At 65.2% G+C, this 22671-nt stretch carries 27 protein-coding genes and 1 tRNA gene; 12 read left to right on the forward strand and 16 right to left on the reverse strand.

The genetic code is table 11. From position 1 onward, the window contains the following. The first annotated feature begins 29 nt into the window (after positions 1-29). The gene (locus tag SynRS9909_RS11585) at positions 30-287 is read left to right on the forward strand and encodes a Nif11-like leader peptide family natural product precursor (RefSeq protein ID WP_007101550.1); all 258 of its coding nucleotides are present in this window, start codon (positions 30-32) and stop codon (positions 285-287) included. Here the strand turns inward: SynRS9909_RS11585 and SynRS9909_RS11590 are convergent. Next, entirely contained in the window at positions 280-441 is a 162-nt protein-coding gene (locus SynRS9909_RS11590; protein WP_162858316.1) for a hypothetical protein, read from the reverse strand. The genes SynRS9909_RS11585 and SynRS9909_RS11590 overlap by 8 nt on opposite strands. Positions 442-839: 398 nt before the next feature. Here SynRS9909_RS11590 and SynRS9909_RS11600 point away from each other — a divergent pair, with 398 nt between their 5' ends. Beyond that, complete coding sequence (locus SynRS9909_RS11600) at positions 840-1997, forward strand: class I SAM-dependent RNA methyltransferase (RefSeq protein ID WP_038001085.1); 1158 nt, start codon at positions 840-842, stop codon at positions 1995-1997. A 22-nt stretch (positions 1998-2019) separates the two neighbouring features. Then, complete coding sequence (locus tag SynRS9909_RS11605) at positions 2020-2238, forward strand: hypothetical protein (protein ID WP_007101547.1); 219 nt, start codon at positions 2020-2022, stop codon at positions 2236-2238. Here the strand turns inward: SynRS9909_RS11605 and SynRS9909_RS11610 are convergent. Together SynRS9909_RS11610 and SynRS9909_RS11615 are read right to left on the reverse strand one after the other, a co-directional pair. Further along, positions 2204-2620, reverse strand: a complete 417-nt coding sequence (locus SynRS9909_RS11610) for a phage holin family protein (RefSeq protein WP_007101546.1) — start codon at positions 2618-2620, stop codon at positions 2204-2206. The two genes, SynRS9909_RS11605 and SynRS9909_RS11610, sit on opposite strands and share 35 nt — an antisense overlap. Beyond that, the gene (locus SynRS9909_RS11615) at positions 2617-3096 is read right to left on the reverse strand and encodes a YqjD family protein (RefSeq protein ID WP_007101545.1); all 480 of its coding nucleotides are present in this window, start codon (positions 3094-3096) and stop codon (positions 2617-2619) included. The genes SynRS9909_RS11610 and SynRS9909_RS11615 overlap by 4 nt, the downstream gene beginning before the upstream one ends. Positions 3097-3196: 100 nt before the next feature. Between SynRS9909_RS11615 and smc the strand changes: the two genes are divergently transcribed. After that, on the forward strand, positions 3197-6808 hold the full coding sequence (gene smc, locus SynRS9909_RS11620; protein ID WP_038001083.1) for a chromosome segregation protein SMC: 3612 nt from the start codon (positions 3197-3199) through the stop codon (positions 6806-6808). Between the two features lie 62 nt (positions 6809-6870). Next, complete coding sequence (locus tag SynRS9909_RS11625; protein ID WP_038001840.1) at positions 6871-7923, forward strand: PRC-barrel domain-containing protein; 1053 nt, start codon at positions 6871-6873, stop codon at positions 7921-7923. 3 nt (positions 7924-7926) lie between these two features. Here SynRS9909_RS11625 and msrB read toward each other — a convergent pair whose 3' ends face one another. The 3 genes from msrB to SynRS9909_RS11640 all read right to left on the reverse strand — a co-directional run bounded on the left by msrB (position 7927) and on the right by SynRS9909_RS11640 (position 9766). After that, a complete protein-coding gene (msrB, locus tag SynRS9909_RS11630) occupies positions 7927-8331 on the reverse strand; it encodes a peptide-methionine (R)-S-oxide reductase MsrB (protein ID WP_007101542.1) in 405 nt (134 codons plus the stop codon). 28 nt (positions 8332-8359) lie between these two features. After that, a complete protein-coding gene (locus SynRS9909_RS11635; RefSeq protein WP_007101541.1) occupies positions 8360-9619 on the reverse strand; it encodes a hypothetical protein in 1260 nt (419 codons plus the stop codon). Positions 9620-9684: 65 nt separating this feature from the next. Then, a tRNA-Leu gene (locus tag SynRS9909_RS11640) sits at positions 9685-9766 on the reverse strand. A 110-nt stretch (positions 9767-9876) separates the two neighbouring features. Between SynRS9909_RS11640 and accC the strand changes: the two genes are divergently transcribed. Next, on the forward strand, positions 9877-11220 hold the full coding sequence (accC, locus tag SynRS9909_RS11645; protein WP_007101540.1) for an acetyl-CoA carboxylase biotin carboxylase subunit: 1344 nt from the start codon (positions 9877-9879) through the stop codon (positions 11218-11220). A 9-nt stretch (positions 11221-11229) separates the two neighbouring features. Here the strand turns inward: accC and SynRS9909_RS11650 are convergent, their stop codons facing one another. Next, positions 11230-11559 (reverse strand): YggT family protein, encoded by a 330-nt coding sequence (locus SynRS9909_RS11650; RefSeq protein ID WP_007101539.1) that lies wholly within the window; start codon positions 11557-11559, stop codon positions 11230-11232. A 77-nt stretch (positions 11560-11636) separates the two neighbouring features. Here SynRS9909_RS11650 and psbX point away from each other — a divergent pair, with 77 nt between their 5' ends. The 4 genes from psbX to SynRS9909_RS11670 all read left to right on the forward strand — a co-directional run bounded on the left by psbX (position 11637) and on the right by SynRS9909_RS11670 (position 13807). Continuing rightward, positions 11637-11759 carry a photosystem II reaction center X protein gene (gene psbX / locus SynRS9909_RS11655; RefSeq protein WP_007101538.1) on the forward strand — a complete coding sequence of 41 codons (123 nt, stop codon included), beginning with the start codon at positions 11637-11639 and terminating at the stop codon, positions 11757-11759. Positions 11760-11840: 81 nt separating this feature from the next. After that, positions 11841-12737, forward strand: a complete 897-nt coding sequence (locus tag SynRS9909_RS11660) for a Ycf66 family protein (protein WP_007101537.1) — start codon at positions 11841-11843, stop codon at positions 12735-12737. 99 nt (positions 12738-12836) lie between these two features. Beyond that, positions 12837-13322: a hypothetical protein gene (locus SynRS9909_RS11665; protein WP_050752487.1), complete on the forward strand. Its 486-nt coding sequence runs from the start codon at positions 12837-12839 to the stop codon at positions 13320-13322. Beyond that, positions 13319-13807, forward strand: coding sequence for a hypothetical protein (locus SynRS9909_RS11670; protein WP_007101535.1), 489 nt, complete (start codon positions 13319-13321; stop codon positions 13805-13807). The genes SynRS9909_RS11665 and SynRS9909_RS11670 overlap by 4 nt, the downstream gene beginning before the upstream one ends. 40 nt (positions 13808-13847) lie before the next feature. Here SynRS9909_RS11670 and SynRS9909_RS11675 read toward each other — a convergent pair whose 3' ends face one another. Genes SynRS9909_RS11675 through SynRS9909_RS11685 form a run of 3 tightly spaced genes read right to left on the reverse strand, consistent with a single transcriptional unit; the run spans position 13848 to position 16413 of the window. Then, positions 13848-14045, reverse strand: coding sequence for a chlorophyll a/b-binding protein (locus tag SynRS9909_RS11675; protein WP_007101534.1), 198 nt, complete (start codon positions 14043-14045; stop codon positions 13848-13850). 9 nt (positions 14046-14054) lie between these two features. After that, positions 14055-16046, reverse strand: coding sequence for an ABC transporter ATP-binding protein/permease (locus SynRS9909_RS11680; RefSeq protein ID WP_050752622.1), 1992 nt, complete (start codon positions 16044-16046; stop codon positions 14055-14057). A 25-nt stretch (positions 16047-16071) separates the two neighbouring features. Continuing rightward, positions 16072-16413, reverse strand: coding sequence for a histidine triad nucleotide-binding protein (locus tag SynRS9909_RS11685; RefSeq protein ID WP_007101532.1), 342 nt, complete (start codon positions 16411-16413; stop codon positions 16072-16074). A 101-nt stretch (positions 16414-16514) separates the two neighbouring features. On the opposite strand from SynRS9909_RS11685, the gene SynRS9909_RS11690 reads away from it, so the two are divergent. Then, positions 16515-18050, forward strand: coding sequence for a YifB family Mg chelatase-like AAA ATPase (locus SynRS9909_RS11690; protein WP_007101531.1), 1536 nt, complete (start codon positions 16515-16517; stop codon positions 18048-18050). Between the two features lie 5 nt (positions 18051-18055). On the opposite strand, the gene SynRS9909_RS11695 is transcribed toward SynRS9909_RS11690, so the two are convergent. The 5 genes from SynRS9909_RS11695 to def form a co-directional block, all read right to left on the reverse strand. After that, a complete protein-coding gene (locus SynRS9909_RS11695) occupies positions 18056-18193 on the reverse strand; it encodes a hypothetical protein (protein WP_162858315.1) in 138 nt (45 codons plus the stop codon). 106 nt (positions 18194-18299) lie between these two features. Continuing rightward, positions 18300-18470, reverse strand: coding sequence for a 30S ribosomal protein S21 (gene rpsU, locus SynRS9909_RS11700; protein WP_006043142.1), 171 nt, complete (start codon positions 18468-18470; stop codon positions 18300-18302). 49 nt (positions 18471-18519) lie between these two features. Further along, on the reverse strand, positions 18520-19137 hold the full coding sequence (locus SynRS9909_RS11705; RefSeq protein WP_007101530.1) for a DUF3747 domain-containing protein: 618 nt from the start codon (positions 19135-19137) through the stop codon (positions 18520-18522). Between the two features lie 65 nt (positions 19138-19202). Continuing rightward, positions 19203-19400: a hypothetical protein gene (locus SynRS9909_RS11710; RefSeq protein ID WP_007101529.1), complete on the reverse strand. Its 198-nt coding sequence runs from the start codon at positions 19398-19400 to the stop codon at positions 19203-19205. A 3-nt stretch (positions 19401-19403) separates the two neighbouring features. Next, entirely contained in the window at positions 19404-20009 is a 606-nt protein-coding gene (gene def, locus SynRS9909_RS11715) for a peptide deformylase (protein WP_007101528.1), read from the reverse strand. A 92-nt stretch (positions 20010-20101) separates the two neighbouring features. Between def and SynRS9909_RS11720 the strand changes: the two genes are divergently transcribed. Next, on the forward strand, positions 20102-22078 hold the full coding sequence (locus SynRS9909_RS11720; RefSeq protein ID WP_007101527.1) for a prolyl oligopeptidase family serine peptidase: 1977 nt from the start codon (positions 20102-20104) through the stop codon (positions 22076-22078). Here SynRS9909_RS11720 and SynRS9909_RS11725 read toward each other — a convergent pair. Then, positions 22002-22667: a class II aldolase/adducin family protein gene (locus tag SynRS9909_RS11725; protein WP_038001835.1), complete on the reverse strand. Its 666-nt coding sequence runs from the start codon at positions 22665-22667 to the stop codon at positions 22002-22004. The genes SynRS9909_RS11720 and SynRS9909_RS11725 overlap by 77 nt on opposite strands. Positions 22668-22671 lie beyond the last annotated feature (4 nt).

Genomic DNA, 22671 nt, shown 5'->3' on the forward strand with positions numbered 1-22671 from the left:
GGAGTTCCAACCCATTTGTGGGCATCGTCATGAGTCAGCAGAATCTGGACCGTTTTCTGAAGCAGGCCGCCTCTGATCCCAGCCTCACCGCCAAAGTGCAGGCGGCCAGAACGCCGGAGGAACTGATTCAGGTGGCCGCCGACCATGGCCATGAGCTGCATCACGCCACGGTGGTGCGTCACAACCTGCACAACATGGCCGGCATGAGCGACGAGGAGATCACCGCCATGGGGAACAAGATCTTCGAGCAGAACTTCGGCGACGTGTTCATCGGTCGCTTCATCTGAGCGGATCGCCGGGCGAGCGCAGCGCCTTGGACTCGCCCGCTTCCAACTGGTCTTTGCAGCTCGAGCAGAGCAGATGGCCCTTGTTGCGCCAGAAGCTGCGGGTGGAGCGCTCAATGTCCTTGCCGCAGATCAGGCAGCGGAACAAAGGGCTCATGGGAATCGAGGCGAAACCAACACCCTGAATCTGCAGAGCCGGGCCCAACCCAGCGGTGCCTGCCGTTACCGATCCAAGAGTTGAGGGGGCCTTCCAGCCCCCGCGAGTCATTTGGGTGATAAGGCTGACCTCACCCCATCTCCCTTATTGGGTCAGGCAGCCACAGGGGCGGTCTGACGGGAGAAACGAACGATGTTGTTCGCAGTTACGGGTTTGCTCTCACCGAGCAGGCTTCAGTCACCCTCCTCATGCCCCGTCGAAACCATTGCAGCCCCGGGAAGGGGGAATGGAGCTGAGCGGAATCGAACCGCTGTCCGAAACACTGGTGTGGATCACCTAGTCCGATCAAGATCGGACCTTGTCATTGTGACAGCAGTGGTGACGGAGAGCACAGGATCGTGGGGAGGGAGAACCGTCCTGGGCACCAGAGGATCCCCGCCGTGGCAGTGCTGCCCCAGGGACTCGAGGAAGCGGGAGCCCAGGAGCTGATCGACCTGGGGGCCAAGGCCGTGAGACCGCTGCGCCGCGCCGCAGCCTTCGAAGCCGAGTTGGCCTGCCTCTATCGGCTGCACCTGCAGTGTCGGCTGCCCTTCAGGCTGCTTCGAGAGCTGAGCCGCTTCCCCTGTGATGGCCGCGACTCGCTGTATCACGGCGTTCAGAACAGCGTCGACTGGGAGCGCTGGCTGCATCCCTCCATGAGCTTTCGGGTGGATGCCACCGGCAGCGCCCAAGGGCTTAACCACAGCCACTACAGCGCCCTGCAAGTGAAGAACGCGATCGTGGATCGCCAACGGGAGTTGTGGGGCGAACGCTCCTCCATCGACCTGGAGGAGCCCGACCTCCATCTCCACCTGCACCTCGGCAGGGGCGACGCTGTGCTCAGCCTCGATGGCTGCGGCGGCAGCTTGCACAGGCGTGGCTACCGGGCGGCCATGGGTGCCGCACCGCTCAAGGAAAACCTGGCCGCTGGGCTGATCCGGCTCACGGGCTGGGACGGCACCACGCCCCTGGTGGATCCGCTCTGTGGTTCCGGAACCCTGCTGATCGAAGCCGCGTGCTTGGCCCAGCAACGGGCTCCGGGACTGAACCGCAGCTTTGCCCTCGAAGGCTGGGCCGATTTCGATGCTGAGCTCTGGCGCGACGAATGCGAGCGGGCCCGGAGACGCAGCCAGCCCCAGCAGCCACTAGCGCCCATTCTGGGCTGGGAACAGGATGCCGCCATTGCCGAGCAGGCCCGCAGCAACGTGGCTGCCGCCGGTCTCGAGGAGTCGATCCGCATCCACACCGGTGATTTCCGTGCGCTGTCCGTCCCGGCGGGGCCTGGAACGCTGGTGTGCAATCCGCCCTATGGCGAACGCATCGGCGCTGGTGACGATCTGGAAAGCCTGTATGCCGACTTTGGCCAGGTGGTGAAACGGGAAGCCTCCGGCTGGGAGCTCTGGCTGTTGAGCGGAAACCCGCAACTCACCGGCGCTCTCCGCATGAAGGCATCGCGGCGGATCCCCATCAGCAATGGCGGGCTCGACTGCCGCTGGTTGCACTACGCCATTCGCTGAGACCCTCCGCTGACAACCGAGAATGCGCAGCGGAGCCGTGCCCTTGGCGCTCTCTTTCAATGTGGACAATGCGATCCCCAACCTCAAAGGACTGGATCCAGGTCTTGCCGTTCAGCTGGCCCAGAACTGTCAGAGCATCGTGTTCATCGCCGTGATCCTGAATCTGCTGCTGCAGGGGCTATCACTGCCACCGATCTGTCGATGGCTCAACGGCCCACCAAGGCCCGAGTGGTCTTCATGAGGCCGGCCATCGTTTCCTGGAGATAGGGCCCCTTGGTATAGACCCCACCCAACCGCAGCAGCACGCCGCTGATCACCAGATTGGCTGCCGCGAAAGCGAGCATGGCGGACACCCAAGTCCATCCCTGCACCAACACCAACCACAGCAGCAACGCAATCTCGGCCGACACCAGCGCGGTGAGCAGGGAGGCCAGGCCAGCGGCGAGCAACACCAGTCCGATGATCAGGCGCCGTTTTTCGCGATCCACCTCCTTCAGGGCGATCCGCACATGCAGATCGAGCAGGGAGCCGGCGAGAGCCGTCATGCGGGCGGCCGCGCCGAGACGTCTGGAGCGGGGGCTGTCGGTGGCGGAGCCACCACCATCGGCTGGGAACGAGGTCATGCCGAGCGTCGACCACCGGTGAGCAGGGAGCCCAGCAGCATGCCGACACCGGCAGCAACCGCCAGGGCGAGCAGGGGCCGCTCACGAACGGGACGCTCGATCCGAGGACGAAGGGTCTGATTCAACTCATCGAGCAGCTGTTCCAGCTGGCGCTCCAGAGGCTCCAGGCTGTCGGCCAGATTGCGTCCACGCTCACCGGCCACATGCAGCATCTCCTCGAGCTGGGGCCTCACCACGGAAGTAGCCCGTCCGGTTTGCTCCGCAATCACCCGCGCCGCCTCATCCAGGCTGCCCCGGGTGGCTTCGAGCGCATGGCTGGCCACCTCAGGCCAGCGCCGCTGGATCTCCGGTATCAAACTGTCGAAGCGATCGCGGAAGCGTTGAGCCAGGCTCTCCTGCGACGTCGGCGACTCCGTTGCATCCGGCGCCGGGGCCTGGGAGCTCGAATTCTGTGCGGTGGCGTCTGACGATTCCATCGTTGTCCCTCGCGTCGTCCGCAGAATAGGGGTGATGGAACAGTCTTGAGCTTTTTCAGGGGTCCGCTACTTTTGAATCGCTGACAGCCCTGTTGTCCTGTTGGTTCACATCAATCAGGTCGGGTTGACGCACTTCAAGTCCTTCGGGGGGACGATGTCGATCCCCCTGGAACCGGGCTTCACGGTGGTGACCGGCCCGAACGGTTCGGGGAAGAGCAACATCCTGGACGGGGTGCTCTTCTGCCTCGGCCTCGCCACCAGTCGCGGCATGCGCGCCGACCGCCTTCCCGATCTGGTCAACAGCGGCGTTCTCAAAGCCGGCAAATCGGCCGAAACCAGCGTGAGCGTGCGCTTTGACCTCTCCGACTGGCAGCCCGATGCCGCCGAGGAGGGGCTTGAGCCTCCGGCCGAAGGTCCCTGGATCCGTGCTGATCAGAGGGAATGGACCGTGACGCGCAAACTGCGCGTGATGCCAGGCGGTTCCTACAGCAGCAGCTACAGCGCCGACGGGGAACCCTGCAATCTCCAGCAGCTGCAGACCCAACTGCGCCGCCTGCGGATCGATCCGGAAGGGAGCAATGTGGTGATGCAGGGCGATGTGACCCGCATTGTGTCGATGAGCAACCGCGAGCGCCGCGGTCTGATCGATGAGCTGGCCGGCGTCGCCCTCTTCGACAATCGGATCGAACAGACCCGCCGCAAACTCGACGATGTGCAGGAACGGCAGGACCGCTGCCGGATCGTGGAGCAGGAACTGCTGAGCGCCCGCCAGCGCCTCGAAAGGGATTGCGCCAAGGCCCGCACCTATCAGTCGCTGCGCCAGCAACTCCAACTCGGACGCCAACAGGAACAGGTGCTCAGCTTTGAGGCTTCAAAGCAGGACCTGGAGCAGCAACGGGAACGGCAGCAGCAGCTCGGAGAGCAGCTGATCCGCGACCGCGAGGCCCTGGAACGCGGTGAGGCCGAACTGCAGGAGGCCGCCCGTGCTCTGCAGACCCTTCAGGAGAGCGTCAAGGCGCTGGGGGAAGACCAGTTGCTCGGTGTGCAGGCGGAGCTGGCAGGTCTGGAGACCACCGGCCGGGAGCTGGAGCGACAGGCGCAGCAGCAGCAACAGGAGGGGGAACGGCTGCAGGGGCTGCGTCATGACCTCGCCAATCGACGCCAGCGCCTGCGGGACGACGCCAGAGAAGCCTCCCAGGGGACCGACACACAGGCCCTGGACGAGGCCGAACAGGTGTGTCGCGATGCGGAAGCGGCAGTGGAGGTGTCGCGTCGACGCCTCGGTGACGTGGCCGGGCGGTCCGGACACTGGATCGAGGAGCAGCGGCAACGCAGTGGACGTCGCCTGGAGCTGCAGAACCAGCTCACGCCCCTACAGCGGGAGCAGCAACAACTGCTGGAGCGCTCACTCCAGGACGAGGAGCGGCTGAGCGAACTGCAGGCGGAGCTGGACAGCGATGGCGCCGAAGACCGGCGGGTGCAGGACGCCCTGGAGCAGCTGGATCGGGAATGGCAGGCCCTGCTTCAGGACCTGCAGGCGGGCCAACAGCAGGTGCAGGCCCTGGTGGACGCGCTGGCGGTGCAACAACGCACCCGCGCACGGCTCGAGCAGGAACAGGGCAGGCTCGAACGGGAGATCGCCCGACTGGACAGCCGCCGGGAAGCCCTGCAGGAGAGCCGCGGCACCGGCGCCCTGCGCCTGTTGCTGGAGGCGGGGCTCGATGGCATCCACGGACCGGTGGCGCAGCTGGGGGAGGTGGAGGAGCGACACCGGCTGGCTCTGGAGGTGGCCGCCGGCGCCCGTCTCGGCCAGGTGGTGGTGGATGACGATCGGATCGCCGCCCGCGCCATCGAGCTGCTCAAGAGTCGCCGGGCCGGGCGGCTCACCTTCCTGCCCCTCAACAAAATCCGTGCTCCTGGCGGCGGCAGTGGTGGAGCGGCCATGGCCCGGGCCCGCCGCCCCGATGGCGCCCTGGGGGGAGCCGGCCTGATCGGCCGGGCCGTGGAGCTGGTACGTTTCGAGCCGATCTATGCCGATGTGTTCGCCTATGTGTTCGGCGACACGCAGGTGTTCTCCGACCTGACCAGCGCCCGCCAGCAGCTCGGGCGGCAACGCGCCGTGACGCTGGATGGCGAGCTGCTGGAAAAGAGTGGTGCCATGACGGGTGGCAGCGTCTCCCAGCGCAGCGGCGGCCTCAGTTTCGGTGTGAGCAGCGACAGCGACGACGCCGCTCCCCTGCGGCAACGCCTGCTCGAGCTCGGTGAAGCTCAGGTGGCCAGTCAGCGGGAGGAGCAACGGCTTGTGGCGGCCCTGGAGAGCGCCAGACCCCAGCTCCGCGAACGGGAGCAACGCCAGGCTGCGCTCGAGGCGGAGCGAAGCGCCGCTCGACGTGCCCATGCCCCCCTGCTGGAACGCACCCGTCAGCGTCATCAGCGTCAGGAGACGCTGCGCAGCAACCAGGCCGGGCTTCAGGAACGGCTTGGCGTTCTGCAGGCCACGATCACACCCCTGCAGGAGGAACTGGACAAGCTCCTTCAGCTGGAACAGGAGGCACAGAGCCAGGGTGACGCCGGCAACTGGCAGCAGTTGCAACACGACCTGGAGGCGGCCGATGCGGCACTGGCGGCGGCACGACAGCGGCGGGATGGCCTGCTGCAACAGCAACGGGAACGCCAGCTCGCGATCGAACGGCTGGCCGATCAGGAGCAGGTGCTGGCGGCTGAGGAACAACGGCTGCAGGAGGCGGTGCAGGCCCTGCAGGTGACCCACCAGCGCTGGAAGGGCGAGCAACAGGAGCTCCATGAGCGCCGCCAGGTGCTGGAACAGCGCCAACAGGAGCTGCAGACCCGCTTCGGGGAACAGCGCCGGGCCCGCGATGAAGCGGAAGCCGCGGTGGCGGAACAACGCCAACGCCTGCAACAGACCCGTTGGGAGCTGGAGCGGCTCCAGGAGGAGCAGCAGTCGCTGGCGGAACACCTGCGCAGCGGCGCGATCCGCCTGCAGGAACTGGAGGCCGCCCTGCCGGATCCCAGGCCCGAGATCCCCGATGCGCTGCGTGCCGCCGGACTGGAGCTGCTTCAGGCCAGTCTGCAGCAGCTCCAACAGCGCATGGAAGCGCTCGAGCCGGTCAACATGCTGGCGCTGGAGGAGCTCGCCGAGCTGGAACAGCGCCTCGGCGACCTGGGGGAACGGCTGGATGTGCTCAGCCAGGAGCGGGAGGAACTGCTGCTGCGGATCGAAACCGTCACCACCCTGCGACAGGAGGCCTTCATGGAAGCCTTCACCGCCGTGGATGGCCATTTCCGTGAGATCTTCGCCAGCCTCTCTGATGGCGATGGCCACCTGCAGCTTGACAATCACGAGGATCCGCTGGAGGGAGGCCTGACCCTGGTGGCCCACCCGAAGGGCAAGGCCGTGCGGCGCCTGGCGGCGATGTCGGGAGGAGAAAAATCCCTCACCGCCCTCAGCTTCCTGTTCGCGCTGCAGCGGTTTCGGCCGTCACCGTTCTATGCCCTTGATGAGGTCGACAGTTTTCTCGATGGCGTGAACGTGGAACGGCTCGCCAGCCTGATCGCTCGCCAGGCGGAACAGGCGCAGTTTCTGGTGGTCAGTCACCGTCGACCGATGATCGGCGCCTCCCAGCGCACGATCGGCGTGACCCAGGCCCGCGGTGCCCACACCCAGGTGGTGGGTCTGCCGGATGCGGCCTGAACCCCTGAACGCGACGCCTTGCGTCAAAATGGTTGGATTGCAAGCCACGGCTGGGCCAGGATTTGAGCGCGTCCCCCTCCACGAACGACCCCCTGGCCACGGTGCCAAGCGACAGGCTGTGGCTCCGCTCCGAGCTGATGGGCACCCAGGTGATCACCCGCGACACAGGCCGTCGCCTCGGCGTGGTGGGCGAAGTGATCGTTGACATCGACGGGCGGGAAGTGGTGGCGCTCGGCCTGCGCGACAACCCCTTAACCCGCTTCCTGCCGGGCCTTCCCCGATGGATGCTGCTCGATCGGATCCGCCAGGTGGGCGACGTGATCCTGGTGGACTCCGTCGATTCGCTGAGTGAATCCTTCAACCCGGAGCGCTACAGCCGGGTGATCAACTGCCAGGTGATCACCGAATCCGGCCAGCAGCTCGGCCGCGTGCTCGGATTTTCCTTCGATATCGAAACCGGCGAACTCACCACCCTGGTGATGGGTGCCCTGGGCGTTCCCCTGCTGGGCGAAGGGGTGCTGAGCACCTGGGAGATTCCCGTTGATGAAATCGTCAGCAGCGGCGCTGATCGGATCATCGTGTATGAAGGCGCGGAGGAGAAGCTCAAACAACTCAACAGCGGCTTCCTCGAAAAGCTTGGCGTCGGCGGACCGAGCTGGGAAGAGCAGGAGCGGGAGCGTTATCGGGTCAACGTGGTGCCGGTGGAAAATCAACTCAGCTCAGGGCAGCCAAGCGAACAGGAGCAACGCCGGCTTCAGGCCTCCACCGCCGAACCTCTGGCCATGGAAGAGGAACTGGACTATGTGGAGCTGGAGGAGCGACGCGTTGAACGGGCTCCGCGCCAGCGCTATCTCGACGAGCTTCCGGAGCCATTCCCCGAGCCGGCCGCTGCCCGTTTTGATGACCGCCCCGATCCCTACGACGATCGCCGCTGGAATCAGGATGAACCGCTGCGATCGCTGGAGCGGGAGCCGGAACGGCGACCGGAGCCGGAGCCGGATCGCTTCTCAGCGCGCCCCCGACCAGCGGCACGGCGGCCGGTGGAACCGGTGGGCGATCCCCTCGATGTGGAACCGCTGGATGACACCAGGGAGATTCTCGACGATCCCTGGTGACGATCAGGAGCGTTCCCTGAACTGCAACGAGGCGCTGTTGACGCAATAGCGCTGCCCGGTGGGAGCAGGGCCATCGCTGAAGACATGGCCGAGATGGGCGTCACAGCGGGCGCAGTTGATCTCGGTGCGCACCATGCCGTGACTGCGGTCTTCGCGGGTGGTGATCGCCCCGGCACTCACCCCATCCCAGAAGCTGGGCCAGCCGGTACCGGAATCAAATTTGGTGTCGGAACTGAACAACGGCGCGTCACAACAGATGCAGTGATAGAAGCCATCGCCTTTGTGATTCCAATAGGCACCGGTGAAGGCCCGCTCCGTTCCTCCCAGACGCGCCACCTGAAACTGCTCTGGCGTCAGCTGGGACTGCCACTCCTCCGGTTGACGCTCCACACGCTCTTCCGCTGGCATCGGGTCTGGATCGGTTGCGGCCCGGACCCTAGTCGGAAAGGGCCCGCGGCAGCAGCGCTCGGATTTCACCGGCCAGAGCGGCGACCGCTCCGGGTTGGCCGCGCAAGCTACGCAGGTCGTCGCGCATGCCCTGAAGGCGGTCGGGAGCCGATAACCAGGCCTCGGCTTCGGCGGCGATCGCCTCGGGCGTGATCGCCCCCACACGCTCCGGCACCACCATCCGCCCAGAAGAGATGTTGGGCCAGGCCAGAAAGCCGTGATGGCGCAGCCGCCAGGCGCTCAGCAGCACGCCGATGCACCAGCGCAATCCAGGCAGTCGGGCGATCAACCCCAACCAGCCATCCCAGGCCTGCATCACCCCGAGGTGCTGGGTCGGCACCAACACGATCATCGGAACCCCCAGGGCCCCGAGCTCCGCCGTGTTCGCGCCCACCGTGGTGAGGGCCAGGGCGCACTGACTCAAGGCCCCGTGAGCCGGTGGGTCTTCCTGCAGTTCGATCACGGTGCCTGCCCGCGTGATCAGGCGCCGACCGGAACCGTCAGCTGCAGGAGCTGCCAGGGCGTCCACCGCCGCTTGATACCCCGCCGCGATCGGATTGGCCCGGCCGGCATAGCGCACCAATTCCTCGGCGCTGGTGGTGGGCGCCACGGGCAGCAGAAAGCGACACTCGGGGCGTCGCGCCGCCAGACGGTCGGCCGTCTCCAGGAGGAACGGCACGCCAACGCAGAGCTTGGCCCGCTTCGAGCCCGGCAGCAACGCCACCCATTCACCCTTGGGCAACGGGGACGACTGCCGCGCATGACTGGAGAGATCGGCCATCAGATCGCCGATGACACGACATCGGGGCTGAAAACGGCTGGGCAACTGGTCACGCACAGCGGCCCCCATGGCTGCAACCCGATCATTCCAGCGAGGCCAACGGGCCACCCATTCGGCGTAGGTGATGTGGCGGTAACGGAGCCGGGCCGACAGCAGCACGCTCCAGAACTGATCACCGCCGAGAAACACCACCACACCGCGACTGGGCCAGGCGCCGTAGCGGCCGGGTCGCAGCAACAGGGGCCAGAACTGCTCTGCGGCGGTGATGCGATCAAACAAGCCCCAGCGGCTGGCCACCTGCGCTTCGGTGCCGGTGGCATTGGGGCAGGGCACCAACACCAGGCGCAGGCTGATCGGCGACCACGGCGCCCGGGGCCTCAGCACCAGGGAGCGGTGCAGCGCATCGGCCAGGGGGCGCACCCAGGTAGCCAGTTCTCCAGGACCATTAGACACCAGCACGATGCTCAAGGCTGCATCCCCAGGTCTCAACTGAGGGAACGACTGCAACGGCCTGAATGGGTTGTGAATAGAAATGCGGATGGCGAGACTTGAACTCGCAAGGCCGAAGCCACACGCCCCTCAAACGTGCGTGTCTACCAATTCCACCACATCCGCGTGGCTGACGTGATCGCGCGGATCGCGTCGATGAAGGATCATACCGGCTCGGGGTTCAGGGCCCTGGCCACCAGCGCTGATACGATCCGCGCTGGCCTGGATGCTGCGGGATGCCCATCGGCAAAGTGCTGATCGCCAACCGCGGCGAGATTGCCCTCCGGATTCTGCGGAGCTGCAGAGAGCTGGGAATCGCCACTGTGGCCGTGTACAGCACAGTGGATCGGAACGCGTTGCATGTGCAACTCGCCGATGAAGCCGTGTGCGTGGGTGAGCCGGCCAGCAGCAAGAGCTATCTGAATATCCCGAACATCCTCGCGGCAGCGACGTCACGCGGCGTGGATGCGATCCACCCCGGCTATGGCTTCCTCGCCGAAAACGATCGCTTCGCGGAAATCTGTCGCGATCACGGCATCACCTTCGTGGGCCCGTCCCCCCATGCGATTCGTTCCATGGGTGACAAAGCCACGGCCAAAAGCACCATGCAACGGGTTGGCGTGCCGACCGTGCCAGGCAGCGAGGGCCTGCTGGCCACGCCGGAGGAGGCCGCCGAACTCGCCGCCGAGATGGGGTATCCGGTGATGATCAAGGCCACCGCCGGGGGCGGCGGCCGGGGGATGCGACTGGTGCCGGGCCCCAACCAGTTGCAGAGCCTGTTCAAGGCAGCCCAGGGGGAGGCGGAAGCGGCCTTCGGCAACCCGGGGCTCTACATGGAAAAATTCATCGATCGGCCCCGTCACGTCGAGGTGCAAGTGCTGGCCGATCGCCACGGCAACGTGGTGCACCTTGGTGAACGGGACTGCTCGATTCAACGCCGTCACCAGAAGCTGCTGGAGGAAGCCCCCAGTCCAGCCCTCGATCCGGAACTGCGTCGCCGCATGGGCGAAGCCGCCGTTGCCGCCGCACGCAGCATCCAATACGAGGGAGCCGGAACGGTGGAGTTCCTGCTCGATCGCAACGGCGGCTTTTACTTCATGGAGATGAACACACGCATCCAGGTGGAGCATCCCGTGACTGAGATGGTCACCGGCATCGACCTGATCGCTGAGCAGCTGCGCATCGCTGGCGGTGAAGCGATCAGCGTCCGCCAGGACGCCATCGTCCTGCGGGGCCATGCGATCGAATGCCGGATCAATGCCGAAGACGCCAGCCATAACTTCCGACCCGCACCAGGACGGATCACCGGTTGGCTTCCCCCCGGTGGCCCTGGCGTCCGCGTCGACAGCCATGTGTATACCGGTTACGACATCCCTCCCTTCTACGACTCCCTGATCGGCAAGCTGATCATCTGGGCTCCCGATCGCGACAGCGCCTTGAAACGCATGCGTCGCGCCCTCAATGAATGTGCCATCACCGGGATTCCCACCACCGTGGACTTCCACCTGCGCCTGCTGGATCGGCCTGAATTCCAGCGAGGTGATGTGCACACGAAATTTGTGGAGCAGGAGATGCTCTGACGATCCAGCTCAGGCCACAGCCATCGATCGCAGCATCCATTGCGAGATCAGCCCCTGCTGACCCACCAGCAGTTCACGCACGAGGCTGAGCAGCCCCACCCAGATCACCGGCGTCACATCCACGCCACCGATGGGCGCCACGAGGCGACGCGTCGGCACGAGCAGCGGCTCGGTGGGCCAGGCCACAATGGCCCAGAAGCCGGAATGCCAGTCCACCTGGGGATACCAGGTGAGCACGATGCGCACAATGAAGCAGAGGGACCAGGCCGCGAGCAGCAAGCCGAGCACCAGGTGCAACAGGGGCAGCGGGGCAAGCGACACAGGCGTCACAAAGCTCAAAGCAGGAGAGCGTTCATCGTAGAAAGTCGCCCATGATCTCTAGGATCGCCATTGCAAGGCCTCCACGCCGCCCCGACATGACACCCTCCCTCGCCAACTTTCTGAGCAGCCTCGTGTGGGGCACCGTGATCGTGGTCATTCCTGCCGGCATCGGCCTTTTCCTGCTGAGCCAGACCGACCAGGTCGACCGCAAGCTCTGATCCCCCCTGACGCGGTTCGTAGACTGAGACGAATCCGACTGCTTGGCAGTCTGAAGACAGCCGTCGCCAGGGGGCACATCTGTGGTTAATGCCAGTCTGAACTGGGCCAGCATCGTTGGGATCGTGCTGGCCGTTGGCGGCGCGATGCTCTATTTCATGCGCAGCTTCAAGCCAGCGCTGGCGAGGGACTACGACGTGTTCTTTGCCGCCATCGGACTGCTCTGCGGTGGAATCCTCTTCTTCCAGGGCTGGCGCCTGGACCCGATCCTGCAGTTCGGTCAGTTCCTTCTGGCCGGCACCACCGTGTTCTTCGCCTACGAAAGTGTGCGTCTGCGCGGCGTCTCGACGGAACAGGCCCGACGCTCTGCCTACTTCGAGGACGAGCCGGCGCCGCCGCGCAGTCCGGCGGGTGGCCTCGGGGGAGAATGGAACTCTCCCTACGACCGCTTCGATGAGGCGCCGCCCCTGCGCCGCCGTTTCCGCGGTGTGGACGATGAGCAGGAGGATGAAGAAGCGCCAGAACGGGACTTCTACCGACCCCGGCGTGCCTCCCGGGCGGCCATTCCTGAGCAGGCGGCTAGTCGCCGCCGTGGCCGCGATGAATCGGAATCCAGCTGGGGGGACGAGTCGGAGCGGGAACGGCGCATGGCCCGCTTCGGCCGCAACGATTCCGACCCGGCAGCGGAGCGATCCAACTTCGGCGAGCGGCGCAATCTCCGCAAGGATCAACGTCGGGGCAGTCGTCCCACGTCATCCAGCAGCACCAGCGCACGCGGACGGCGCGAACCGGAAGACGCCAGTTTTTCCCCCAGCTCCAGCCGCCGCACAGTGAGTGATCGGCCGACACCATCGATCGATCGGCAGCCCAGCAGCGAGGGCAAACCCAGCCGAGCTTCATCCGCAGCTGCTGCTCCCTCCGAGCGGCCCACGCCCCGCAGCTCTCGGCCCCGCGACAACAGCTCCCGTTTTGACGACTGACGCTCACGCACAGCCCACGGCACACATCCCGTGCGGCGCCTGAAGAGGAGCTGTCAGCCCTACGGCGCACTCGCACTGTTTGCCGCACTCCTGGGCCTCATGGGATGCACGCCTCGGGTCCAAAGGCTTCCCGGCGGTGGAGTCGAACGCTCTCAGCAGGAGCCGGCCTTGAGTGGCAATGGCCGACTGCTGGCCACCGTGACGGAGCGACGGGGACGACCCACCGTGCAACTGCGTGATCTGCGCAGCGGCGCCGTCCTGCCCTTGCGTCATCTCAGCCGCCACCAACCCCACAGTTCCCCCTCCCTGAGCTGGACTGGGCGCTATCTGGCTGCAATCACCCAGCGCGGCCAGCGCCGCCTCGCCCTGATCGAAGACCGCCTCACGGGCCGTGCCCATCCGATCCGCCTCCCGAGCGACCGCGAGCCGGCACGACTCAGCCTGTCGCCGGATGCCCGAACCCTGGCCCTCCAGGTGGCCGTGCAAGGGCGGTGGCGACTGGAGCTGATCGATCTGGGCGCCATCCTCGAACCGGACCGATCGGCGGGGGAGCGTTTCAGCGGCCCCCTCCAGCCGACGCCATGAAGACAACCACAAGTCTTGGCGGCAGCCTGTTGTTGATCCTGACCCTGAGTGGCTGTGGCGGGGACTCCATCCGGCCCTTGCACAGCCTGAACAGCCGTTTGGCCGAAAGCGCCGAGACCCGACGGGATCCAAGCCTGGGGCAAGGATGGTTAGCGAGCCTGAGCAGTCGCGGCGGGCGGGAACGGCTCGAGCTGATCGACCTGCGCAACGGTCAACCGGTGCCGGTGCCGGGCCTGAATCGCGCCGATGCCCAACCGATCAGCCTCAGCGTCAGCGGCGATGGAGAGCGTCTCGCCCTCGTGCATCAGCGCGGCGACAGCACCGAGCTGATGCTGTATCGCCGCTCTGTCGGCATCCTGCAGCGACTGGAACTGAACCCAGCCGGGGTTCCCCGCGCCGTGAGTCTGGATGGGCCCGGACGCCAGTTGGCTGTGCAGGTGAGCCGCAACGGCCGCTGGGAAGTTGATCTGATCCAACTGCCCTGAGCACAGCCTGGCGGGATCTGACCGCCTCTGACGGCCTCAGTCAGGGCACCAGGCCAGCCCAGTGCAAAAAGGTGTCGTGGCTGATCGCCTCCACGATCAAAACCGCCAGGAAGCCGATCATGGCGAACCGTCCGTTGATCCGTTCCGCATAGGCGCTCCAACCAAAGGCAGGCACATCGGTTGTGGTGGCGCTGGTGCCGGTGTCTGCGGTTGTGGCTGAATCGCTGTTCAAGGTCATCCCACCGGATCAGGAACGGGTCACGTCATAGCTGGCCGTGGGCATTATGCGCCAGTCGCCATTGCCGATCAGCTCCAGCACCGTGTCGTGAAAGCTGACCAGGGTGGGTCGGTGACCGACGCTGATGAAGGCAAGATCACGATCCAGCAACAGCTCATAGAGATGCTGCTCGGTCTTGACATCCAGGGCACTGGTGGCCTCATCGAGCACCACAAAACGCGGCGCATTGAGCAGCAGCCGACCGAAGGCCAGGCGCTGCTGTTCTCCAAGGGAAAGAATGCGTTGCCAGTCTTGCTTCACATCAAGATCGGGGTAACGACTCACCAGCTGAGGCAGACACACCTGCTCGAGCACGGCTCGAAGCTGGTCATCGCTGAAGCGACCCTCATCGGCGGGATAGCAGAGCTGCTCGCGCAGAGAGCCCAACAACATGTAAGGCTTCTGAGGAATGAACAGCAGATCGCCGGTGGGTGGGCGCTCCACACTGCCCTGCTCGGGCGACCAGAGACCACTCACCATGCGCAACAGGGAGGTTTTGCCGCAACCGGAAGGTCCCACCACCAGCAGCTTGTCGGACTCGCCCACACTGAGGGTGAGATCACGGATGATCGGCTGCGACCCACCCGGTGGCACGAGATCAGCGTGATCCACCAGGATTGAATCGCGCTCACTGATCCGAGCCAGACCACTGGTGGGCGCCAGCAAGCTGACCTGCTCAACCTTGGACTGGAAGCCTTCAAGGCGACTGATCCCAGCGGTGAACTGAGCCAACTCCTCGATCTGGTTGACAACAAAGAACAGGGATGACTCCACCATCCCAAAGGCGAAGTTCGCCTGAATGAAACTGCCATAATCAATCTCACCAGCGAAGTAAGGCGCCGCCAACACCAGATAAGGGAAAAAATTACTGGCATAGCCGATCGATCGACGCATCACATCGATCACCACCCGCCAGATGATCAACAGATTGAAGTTCTGCACCACCGAGCCCAGACGGCGCTGAGACTCTTCCTGCTCCGGCTTCTCACCGGCGTAAAACGCAATCGATTCGGCATTATCGCGCACATGCACGAGGCCGTAGCGGAAGTCAGCCTCGTAACGGAGTTGATCAAAGTTGATTTTCACAAGCTTGCGACCCGCTACCACCAGAACGGTGGTCGCAAAAGCGGCATAGGCAAACAGGGAGAAGGTGAGGGTTGTGCTGATACTCCAAAGAATCAGGATATTGAGCGAAAACGTCAGCAGCGCATCAAAAATTCCGAGCGTGAACTGCAAGCTCTGAGCCGTGAACGCCCTTGTATCGTCGGTGATCCGCTGATCAGGATTATCGATATCAGTGGCTTGCTCATCATTGGGATTGAGCACGTAATAAGCCCGATTGCTCATGTAATCAGCAATCAGACTGCGAGAGAGCCAGTCACGCCAGATGATGCCCAGCTTGAGGGTGAAAAAGATCTGAGACACCCTGATCGGCAGGGCCACCACAAAACAGCTGGCGTAAATAATCAGAATCCGATAGAAGCCATCCTGCTGCTTGGCCACCAACGCATTGGTGAGATCCCGAGCGATGAAACTGATGCCCGCATTGATGCCATTCACCGCGAGCAGCATCAGCACGATCACGGCCAGGAGCAACCAGTGCAACCAGCGACGGTTGCGCAGCTGCTGGCGCATGGCCAGGAAACTGGCCGCACCGATCAGGAACAGGGCGCCGAACACCCAGCCCCACCAACCACCCCAGATGGTGCTCAGCGTTCCCAACACCCCACCGAAATACTTTTCGGTGATCACCGGTTGCAGCTGATTCAGCAGCTGCATCAAGCCGGTGAGCAGCAGCAGCACAATGCCGCCGACACAGAACAGCAACGAGACCAGCAACCAGATGAACTGGCCACCGGAAGCCTGGTCGAGCGGAAGGAAGAAAGGCTGTGCCAGGTGGCGCAGCTTGGCCAACTGGCGGCGCAACCCCTCAAAGGGGGCCGAACGGGGGGACGTCGTCATGACGACATTCTCACGGAGCCTGAGCTCAGCCGGGAGGCCAGGCCAGGGGACGGCCACCGATCACGTGCACATGGAGATGAAACACGGTCTGGCCAGCCTCGGCGCCGCTGTTGATCACCGTGCGCCAGTCCTCCAGGCCCTCCTGCTTGGCCACCTTGGCCGCCACGAGCAACAGGTGCCCGAGCAGGGCGGCATCGCTCTCGGTCGCCTCGCGCAGGCTCTCGATCGGTTGACGCGGAATCACGAGCACATGCACCGGCGCCTGGGGCGCGATATCGCGGAAGGCCAGGCAATGGTCGTCGCCATACACCTCATCGCAGGGAATCTCGCCCCGCAGGATCCGGGCAAAAATCGTGTCCTCAGCCATGGTGTTGCGGTGACATGGGGTGGGATTGAGATGGTGTTGCGACGGCTCAGGGCAGGGGGTGTGACAGGCGGGGCATCCAATCCCTGCACCGCTTTCCCTCAATGCTGGCACGCTGCCTGAGCGCATCCATCGTCGGCCTCGACGCCCGTCCAGTGACCGTGGAGGTGGATCTGGCGCCAGGCCTGCCGGGCCTGCAGCTGGTGGGGTTACCTGATGCGGCGATTCAGGAATCCCGCGAACGGGTGCGCGCTGCACTGCGCAACAGCGGCTTCCGGGGCCCTCTGGTGCGCGTGGTGGTGAATCTGGCGCCGGCGGATCTACGCAAGGAGGGACCGGCCTTCGACCTGCCGATCGCCCTGGCTCTGCTCGTGTCCAGCGGCCAACTCGATGCCCCCCTGCTGCACAACCTCTGGTGCGCCGGCGAGTTAGGCCTCGATGGCAGCCTGAGGCCCTGCCGGGGCATCCTCGCTGTGGCCAGCCTTGCCGCCACCCGGGGAGCCAGAGCCCTGGTGGTGCCAGCAGCGAACGCGGCAGAAGCGGCCCTGGTGCCAGGTTTGCGGTTGCTGTGTGCCGAGTCGTTGGCCAACACCGTGGCCATGCTCAGGGGCGAGCAGCCCTGGCACGATCGACCACAACCGCTGCAGGTGCCCGGTGTGCAGCCAGCTCCAGCGGCTACACCCGCTCCGGTGGTTGGCCAGGCTGTGGCTCAGCACGCCCTGGCCCTCGCGGCCGCCGGGGGCCATCACCTCCTGATGGTGGGGCCGCCGGGGTGCGGCAAGACGCTGCTGGCTCGCCACCTGCCCCAGCTGCTCCCCCCTCTGACGGAGCAGGAATCGCTCGAGATCACGCGCCTGCACTCGATTGCAGGGGTGCTGCCGGAACCGATCACTCTGTTGCAGCGTCGACCGTTCCGCGCTCCCCACCACAGCTGCTCCGTGGCCGCGCTGCTCGGGGGCGGCAGCAATCCGAAACCAGGGGAATTGAGCCTCGCCCATGGTGGCGTGCTGTTTCTTGATGAACTGGCCGAATTCCCGCGGGCCCTGCTCGATCAGCTGCGCCAACCGATCGAAGAGGGTGTGCTGTGGCTGAGCCGCGCCCGACTGAAATGCGCGTTTCCCTGCCGGCTGACCCTGGTGGCGGCCACCAACCCCTGTCCATGCGGCTGGGATGGTGATGCCGCCCACCCCTGCCGCTGCCGCCCCACGGAGCGGCAGCGCTACTGGAACCGCCTGTCGGGCCCACTGCTCGACCGACTCGATCTGCAACTGAGGCTGCATCGCCTCCCCGCTCGGGATCTGCGACGCAGCCTGGACATGCCGGAGCCTGAAGACTCGGAGGTGCTGCAGCCGGAGAGAATCCAACGGGCCCGGCAACGCATGCAGCAGCGCAATCCTGCGGGCTGTCTCAACAGCAGCCTGAGTAGCGCAGCACTCGGGCGCATCGGCCAACTCTCCACGCAGGCCGTGGAGTGCTGGGAACAGATCGTGAGCCAACGCCAACTCTCCGCCCGCAGCGGCTTACGTCTGCTGCGGGTGGCCCGAACCCTCGCCGACCTCGAAGACAAAGACGCTGTGGGCAAGGGCCACCTTGCGGAAGCCCTCTGCTTCCGCAGTTTTGATCAGTTGATCAAGACCTGAAGGCCTTAACGCTTAGGAGCGTCGCGATAGGGCTGGGCGCCGATCGGGGGAGGCTGATGCTGCTTCTCCTCCCGGGGATTCCCCAGAGCATGCGAGAGGCTGTCGCCGAACCAATGGCGTAGGCCTTTGAGTGTGAAATCCATGATCACCTCCCAGACTGCGTAGCTTCAGTCTGGAAGTTTTGTCAGCGGACGCCAACAGGTGATCATGCGCATTTCCGACCGCCGCAAGCCTTGCATTCAGGCTTGATCAGCGACGGCGGCGACGCTGCTGTGCCTTGCGCTTGTACTTCTCAATCGGGGTCTCGTGATGACGCAGACGCTTGAGGTCGGCAAAGATTCCGGCCTTGGACACCTGACGCTTGAAGCGACGCAGCGCTGATTCGATGCCTTCGTTTTCTCCGACCGTGACCTGAGTCATGCAATAAGCAAGGTTGTCCAGCCAATCAATGTAGCAACCAGCCGGAGGTTCACGGATTGGCTGGCGGCATGGGTTCAGCAGCCGCCGGGGCTGGCTCAGCGTCGGCACCGGGCCAGGACTCGCGGTAGACATACAGATGGCCAAGGGTTTTCTTGCCGTACTGACGACGACGCAACGACCAGCCCGGCTCCATCACCAGTTGCAGGAAGTCGCTGCCGGGGCCACCGGTACGGGCGATCAACAGGGTGGGCTGGGAGGGATCACGGGTGGGCACCGCCAACAGCTCCACATCGGAGCCCGTCTTCACCACCGACAACCGATATCGGGTTCCCAGGTCATCAGCGCCGATCCGCAGGGAGTAGCCGTTGCCATCGATGTAGCGGTTGCAGATTCCCGTGAAGTCAAAGGTGGCCAGCAGCGGATCCACCACGGCAGGCGAAGAGCCGGAGACGGCGTAACAGGGTCGTTTGCTGCTGCGCTGCTCGTAGATGTTGAGCTGCGCCGATTCCCCCTTGCCGATCGGGGCGGCCACCAGGATGAAGCGGGTCTCCTCCACGGGAACGGCCGTGAACAACGATCCCTGCGCCCGCACCGATGGGCTGGCGACCATCGCCAGAGAACCGGCGGCCAAAGCGGAAGCGAGGGCTGTGGAGAAAAAACGGACCATCCGGTAGGGGAAGGAACTGGACTGGACCGGATCGTAAAAGTCAGGGCAAGAAAGAGCGATGCCGCTCAGGCCGGTTTGTTGAGACGAATCGCAACCAGAAGGGAGCCCACGGTGGCTGGAGCGCTGACGCCCAGAATCCAACCGGTGGTGACCTGACCCAGCTCCGGGTTGCCATAGGCCAGCTCGAACACCGATCCGGTGGCGGCGATGCCCAGCACACAGGCCAGGGCGAGAAAAACGCCGGCAAGAGGTTTCATCGGCATGACTCAGGCCAGCGGGCGAACATCAACAGCCTTGAACCCATGCTCGTTGAGCTCCCGGTTGCGATTGCCTTCATCGGTGACGCGATCCACGAACAGCACCCCCTTGAGATGGTCCATCTCGTGCTGAATGCAGCGGGCCATCAAGCCATCGGCCTTCATGGTGCGGGGGCGGCCCATTTCATCCCGGTAGCTGAGCTGGATGGCGCTGGGACGCACCACATCCAGGTACACCCCGGGGATACTGAGGCAACCCTCTTCATAGGTGTCGACGGAGGCACTGGCGCTGGTGATCTCAGGGTTGATCAGCACCAGCGGAGGCGCAGCGGCATTTTCGATATCCAGATCGATCACCAGCAGCTGTTTGTGCACACCCACCTGCGGCGCGGCCAGGCCGATGCCCCGGGCGGTGTACATGCTGCGCAGCATGTCGCGGGCCAGATCCCGAACCGCTGCATCCACCTTGCTGATGCGCTTGGCAGGTTGACGCAGCACCCGATCGCCAAGGGTGTGGATCTCAAGCGGAGGCACGTCCAGAGGTTCCTTGGTCACCGCGACGGCAGTGCCACTGCGTTCGGCTGTCCGGGCCAGCTGGGCGAAGCTTCGAGCCAAGATTCCGTTCTCCGCGGGTCGTGAGCGTGGCTTGATCTTAGGCAGCTCAGCCGGTCAGCCTCAGGGCTAAAGCCGCCACCGCAGCGCCCGCCATGCCCACCCCCCTGGCCGCCCGGATCGCCCTGGGCCGATCACCGGTTCTGCGGGAGCCCCGCCTGATCGGCGACTGGGTGCTCTGGCTCGAGCAACGCCCCCAGGACAGGGGGCGCACCACCGCCCTGATCCGCCGCTGGGGTGCCGATCCCCAGGCCATGCAGGAACTGACACCAGCGCCGATCAACCTGCGCAGCCGCGTGCACGATTACGGCGGCGGCGTTCTGGCCGCATCCAGCGATGGCGATCAGTTGCTGCTGGTGTGGATCGATGATCAGGACGGCTGTCTGTGGAGCCAGAGCTGGTGCGGCCTGACCGCAGCGGAGGCCATGACCCTGACCGCCCTGGGGCCAGCCCGCCGTCTCAGTCGGCCCGGCGCCGTGCTGGCCGATGGTCAGATCGATGCCGGCCGCCGGCGCTGGCTGGGGATCGGCGAACGAGATGGTCGGGACTGGCTGGTGAGCGTCGCTCTCGATGCCGAGGAGCAGGAACCGGAGGTGGTGCACCAAGCGCAGGATTTCGCGGGCTACGCCTGCTTGAGCCCGGGCGGTGATCGCCTCGCCTGGGTGGAATGGCAGCAACCGGCCATGCCGTGGGACGCCAGCCAGCTCTGGGTCTCGGAGCTCGATAGCGAAGGCCGGATCATCGAGCCGGTCCTGATGGCGGGAAGCCGCAGCGACGCTGGTGGGCAGCCTGTGTCGGTGTTTCAACCGCTGTGGCTCCCGGATGGACGGCTGGTGGTGAGCGACGACAGCAGCGGTTGGTGGAATCTGATCCACACAGAACCAACGCCGGATCTGCACGCACCGCAATGGCAGCGACCCTGGCCGATGCGGGCGGAGACCGCCATGCCCCAGTGGGTGTATGGCATGCGCACCACCGCCTGGGATGGGGAGCAGCTGCTGGCCACGGTCTGCAGCGAGGGGACGTGGGCTCTGAAACGACTGGACGACAACGGTGAGGTGGGCACCATCGCGCAACCGTTCGACGACCTGGCCGGCCTGCAGGCCCATGAGGGACGGGCCGTGGCGATTGCCAGCAACAGCCGCACGGGGCAAGGATTGCTGGAACTTGATCTGGCCAGCGGCCACTGGCGCCACCTGCCGGCGATGGAGGCGGTGCTGCCCGCTGAGGCGATCAGCGTGGCCAAGCCGCTGTGGTTCAACGGGGCCGGCGGTGAACGCACCCATGCCTGGTACTACCCACCCAGCACGAGCACCGACGGCGCGGCTCCCCTGCTCGTGAAGAGCCACAGCGGCCCCACCGCCATGGCCCGCCGCGGCCTCAGCCTGGGCATCCAGTTCTGGACGTCACGCGGCTGGGGCGTGGTGGATGTGAACTACGGCGGCTCCACCGGATTTGGACGCGCCTACCGGGAGCGGCTGAAGGGAGGCTGGGGCGTGGTGGATGTGGAAGACTGCGCCGCCGCCGCTCGGGCCCTGATCGCCTCCGGTGCAGCCCATCCCGATCAGATCGCGATCGAAGGCGGCAGTGCCGGCGGCTACACCACCCTGGCCTGTCTCTGCTTCACCGAGGTGTTCGGCGTGGGGGCCTGCCGTTATGCCGTAAGCGACCTCAATGCCATGGCCAGCGACACGCATCGCTTCGAAGCGCGCTATCTCGATGGTCTGGTGGGTACCTGGCCAGAGGAGCGGAGCCGTTATGACGCCCGCTCACCCCTGCAACACGCCGAACAGATCCGCTGCCCGGTGATCTTCTTCCAGGGTTTGAAGGATCGGGTGGTGCCACCGGAGCAGACGGAGCGCATGGCAGCGGCGCTGCGAGCCAATGGGGTGCCGGTGGAGGTGCACACCTTCGCGGCGGAGGGGCATGGCTTCCGCGACAGCCAGGTGCAGATCGACGTGCTGGACGCAACGGAACGGTTCTTCCGCACCCATCTCAGGCTTCCGGATCCGTCTGGCCGTAGTGCAAACCGCGGAACTGAGCATGCACCGCCGCCATCTGGGCGGCCGTGAGCTGGGGAGGTTCGCCGAGCTGCAACGCCTGGAGATACATCCGCGCCAGGGTTTCCACCTCGATGGCGACCCGCAGCGCCTGATCGAGATCGGATCCCAGGCTCACCAAACCATGACGGGCCAGCAGACAGGCCTGACGATGGCGCAGGGCCTCCACCGCATGGCTGGACAGCTCCGCCGTACCGAAGGTGGCATAGGGGGCACAGCGAACGTCATCGCCCCCCGCCACAGCCACCATGTAATGAAACGGGGGAATCGGCCGGTCATGACAGGCCAGGGCGGTGGCATGCACGGGATGGCAATGGAGCACGGCCATCGCCTCCAAACGGGACGCCAGCACATCCGCATGCAGCCGCCACTCCGAGGACGGGCGCCGTTGCGGCTGGTCGGGCTGCAGCGGCTGGCCCGCCAGATCCAGGGCCACCAGATCGCCCGGCTCCATCTGCTCATAGGGCAGGGAGCTGGGGGTGATCAGCATGCCGCCGGGAAGGCGCAGCGAGAGATTGCCGGAAGTGCCCTGGTTGATGCCGCTGGCCTGCATGCGCCGCGCCACAGTCACCAGCTGCTCGCGCAGCTCCTGTTCGCTCATGGAG

Origin of the sequence: Synechococcus sp. RS9909 (genome assembly GCF_014279595.1) — a bacterium.
Taxonomy (GTDB): Bacteria; Cyanobacteriota; Cyanobacteriia; order PCC-6307; family Cyanobiaceae; genus Synechococcus_C.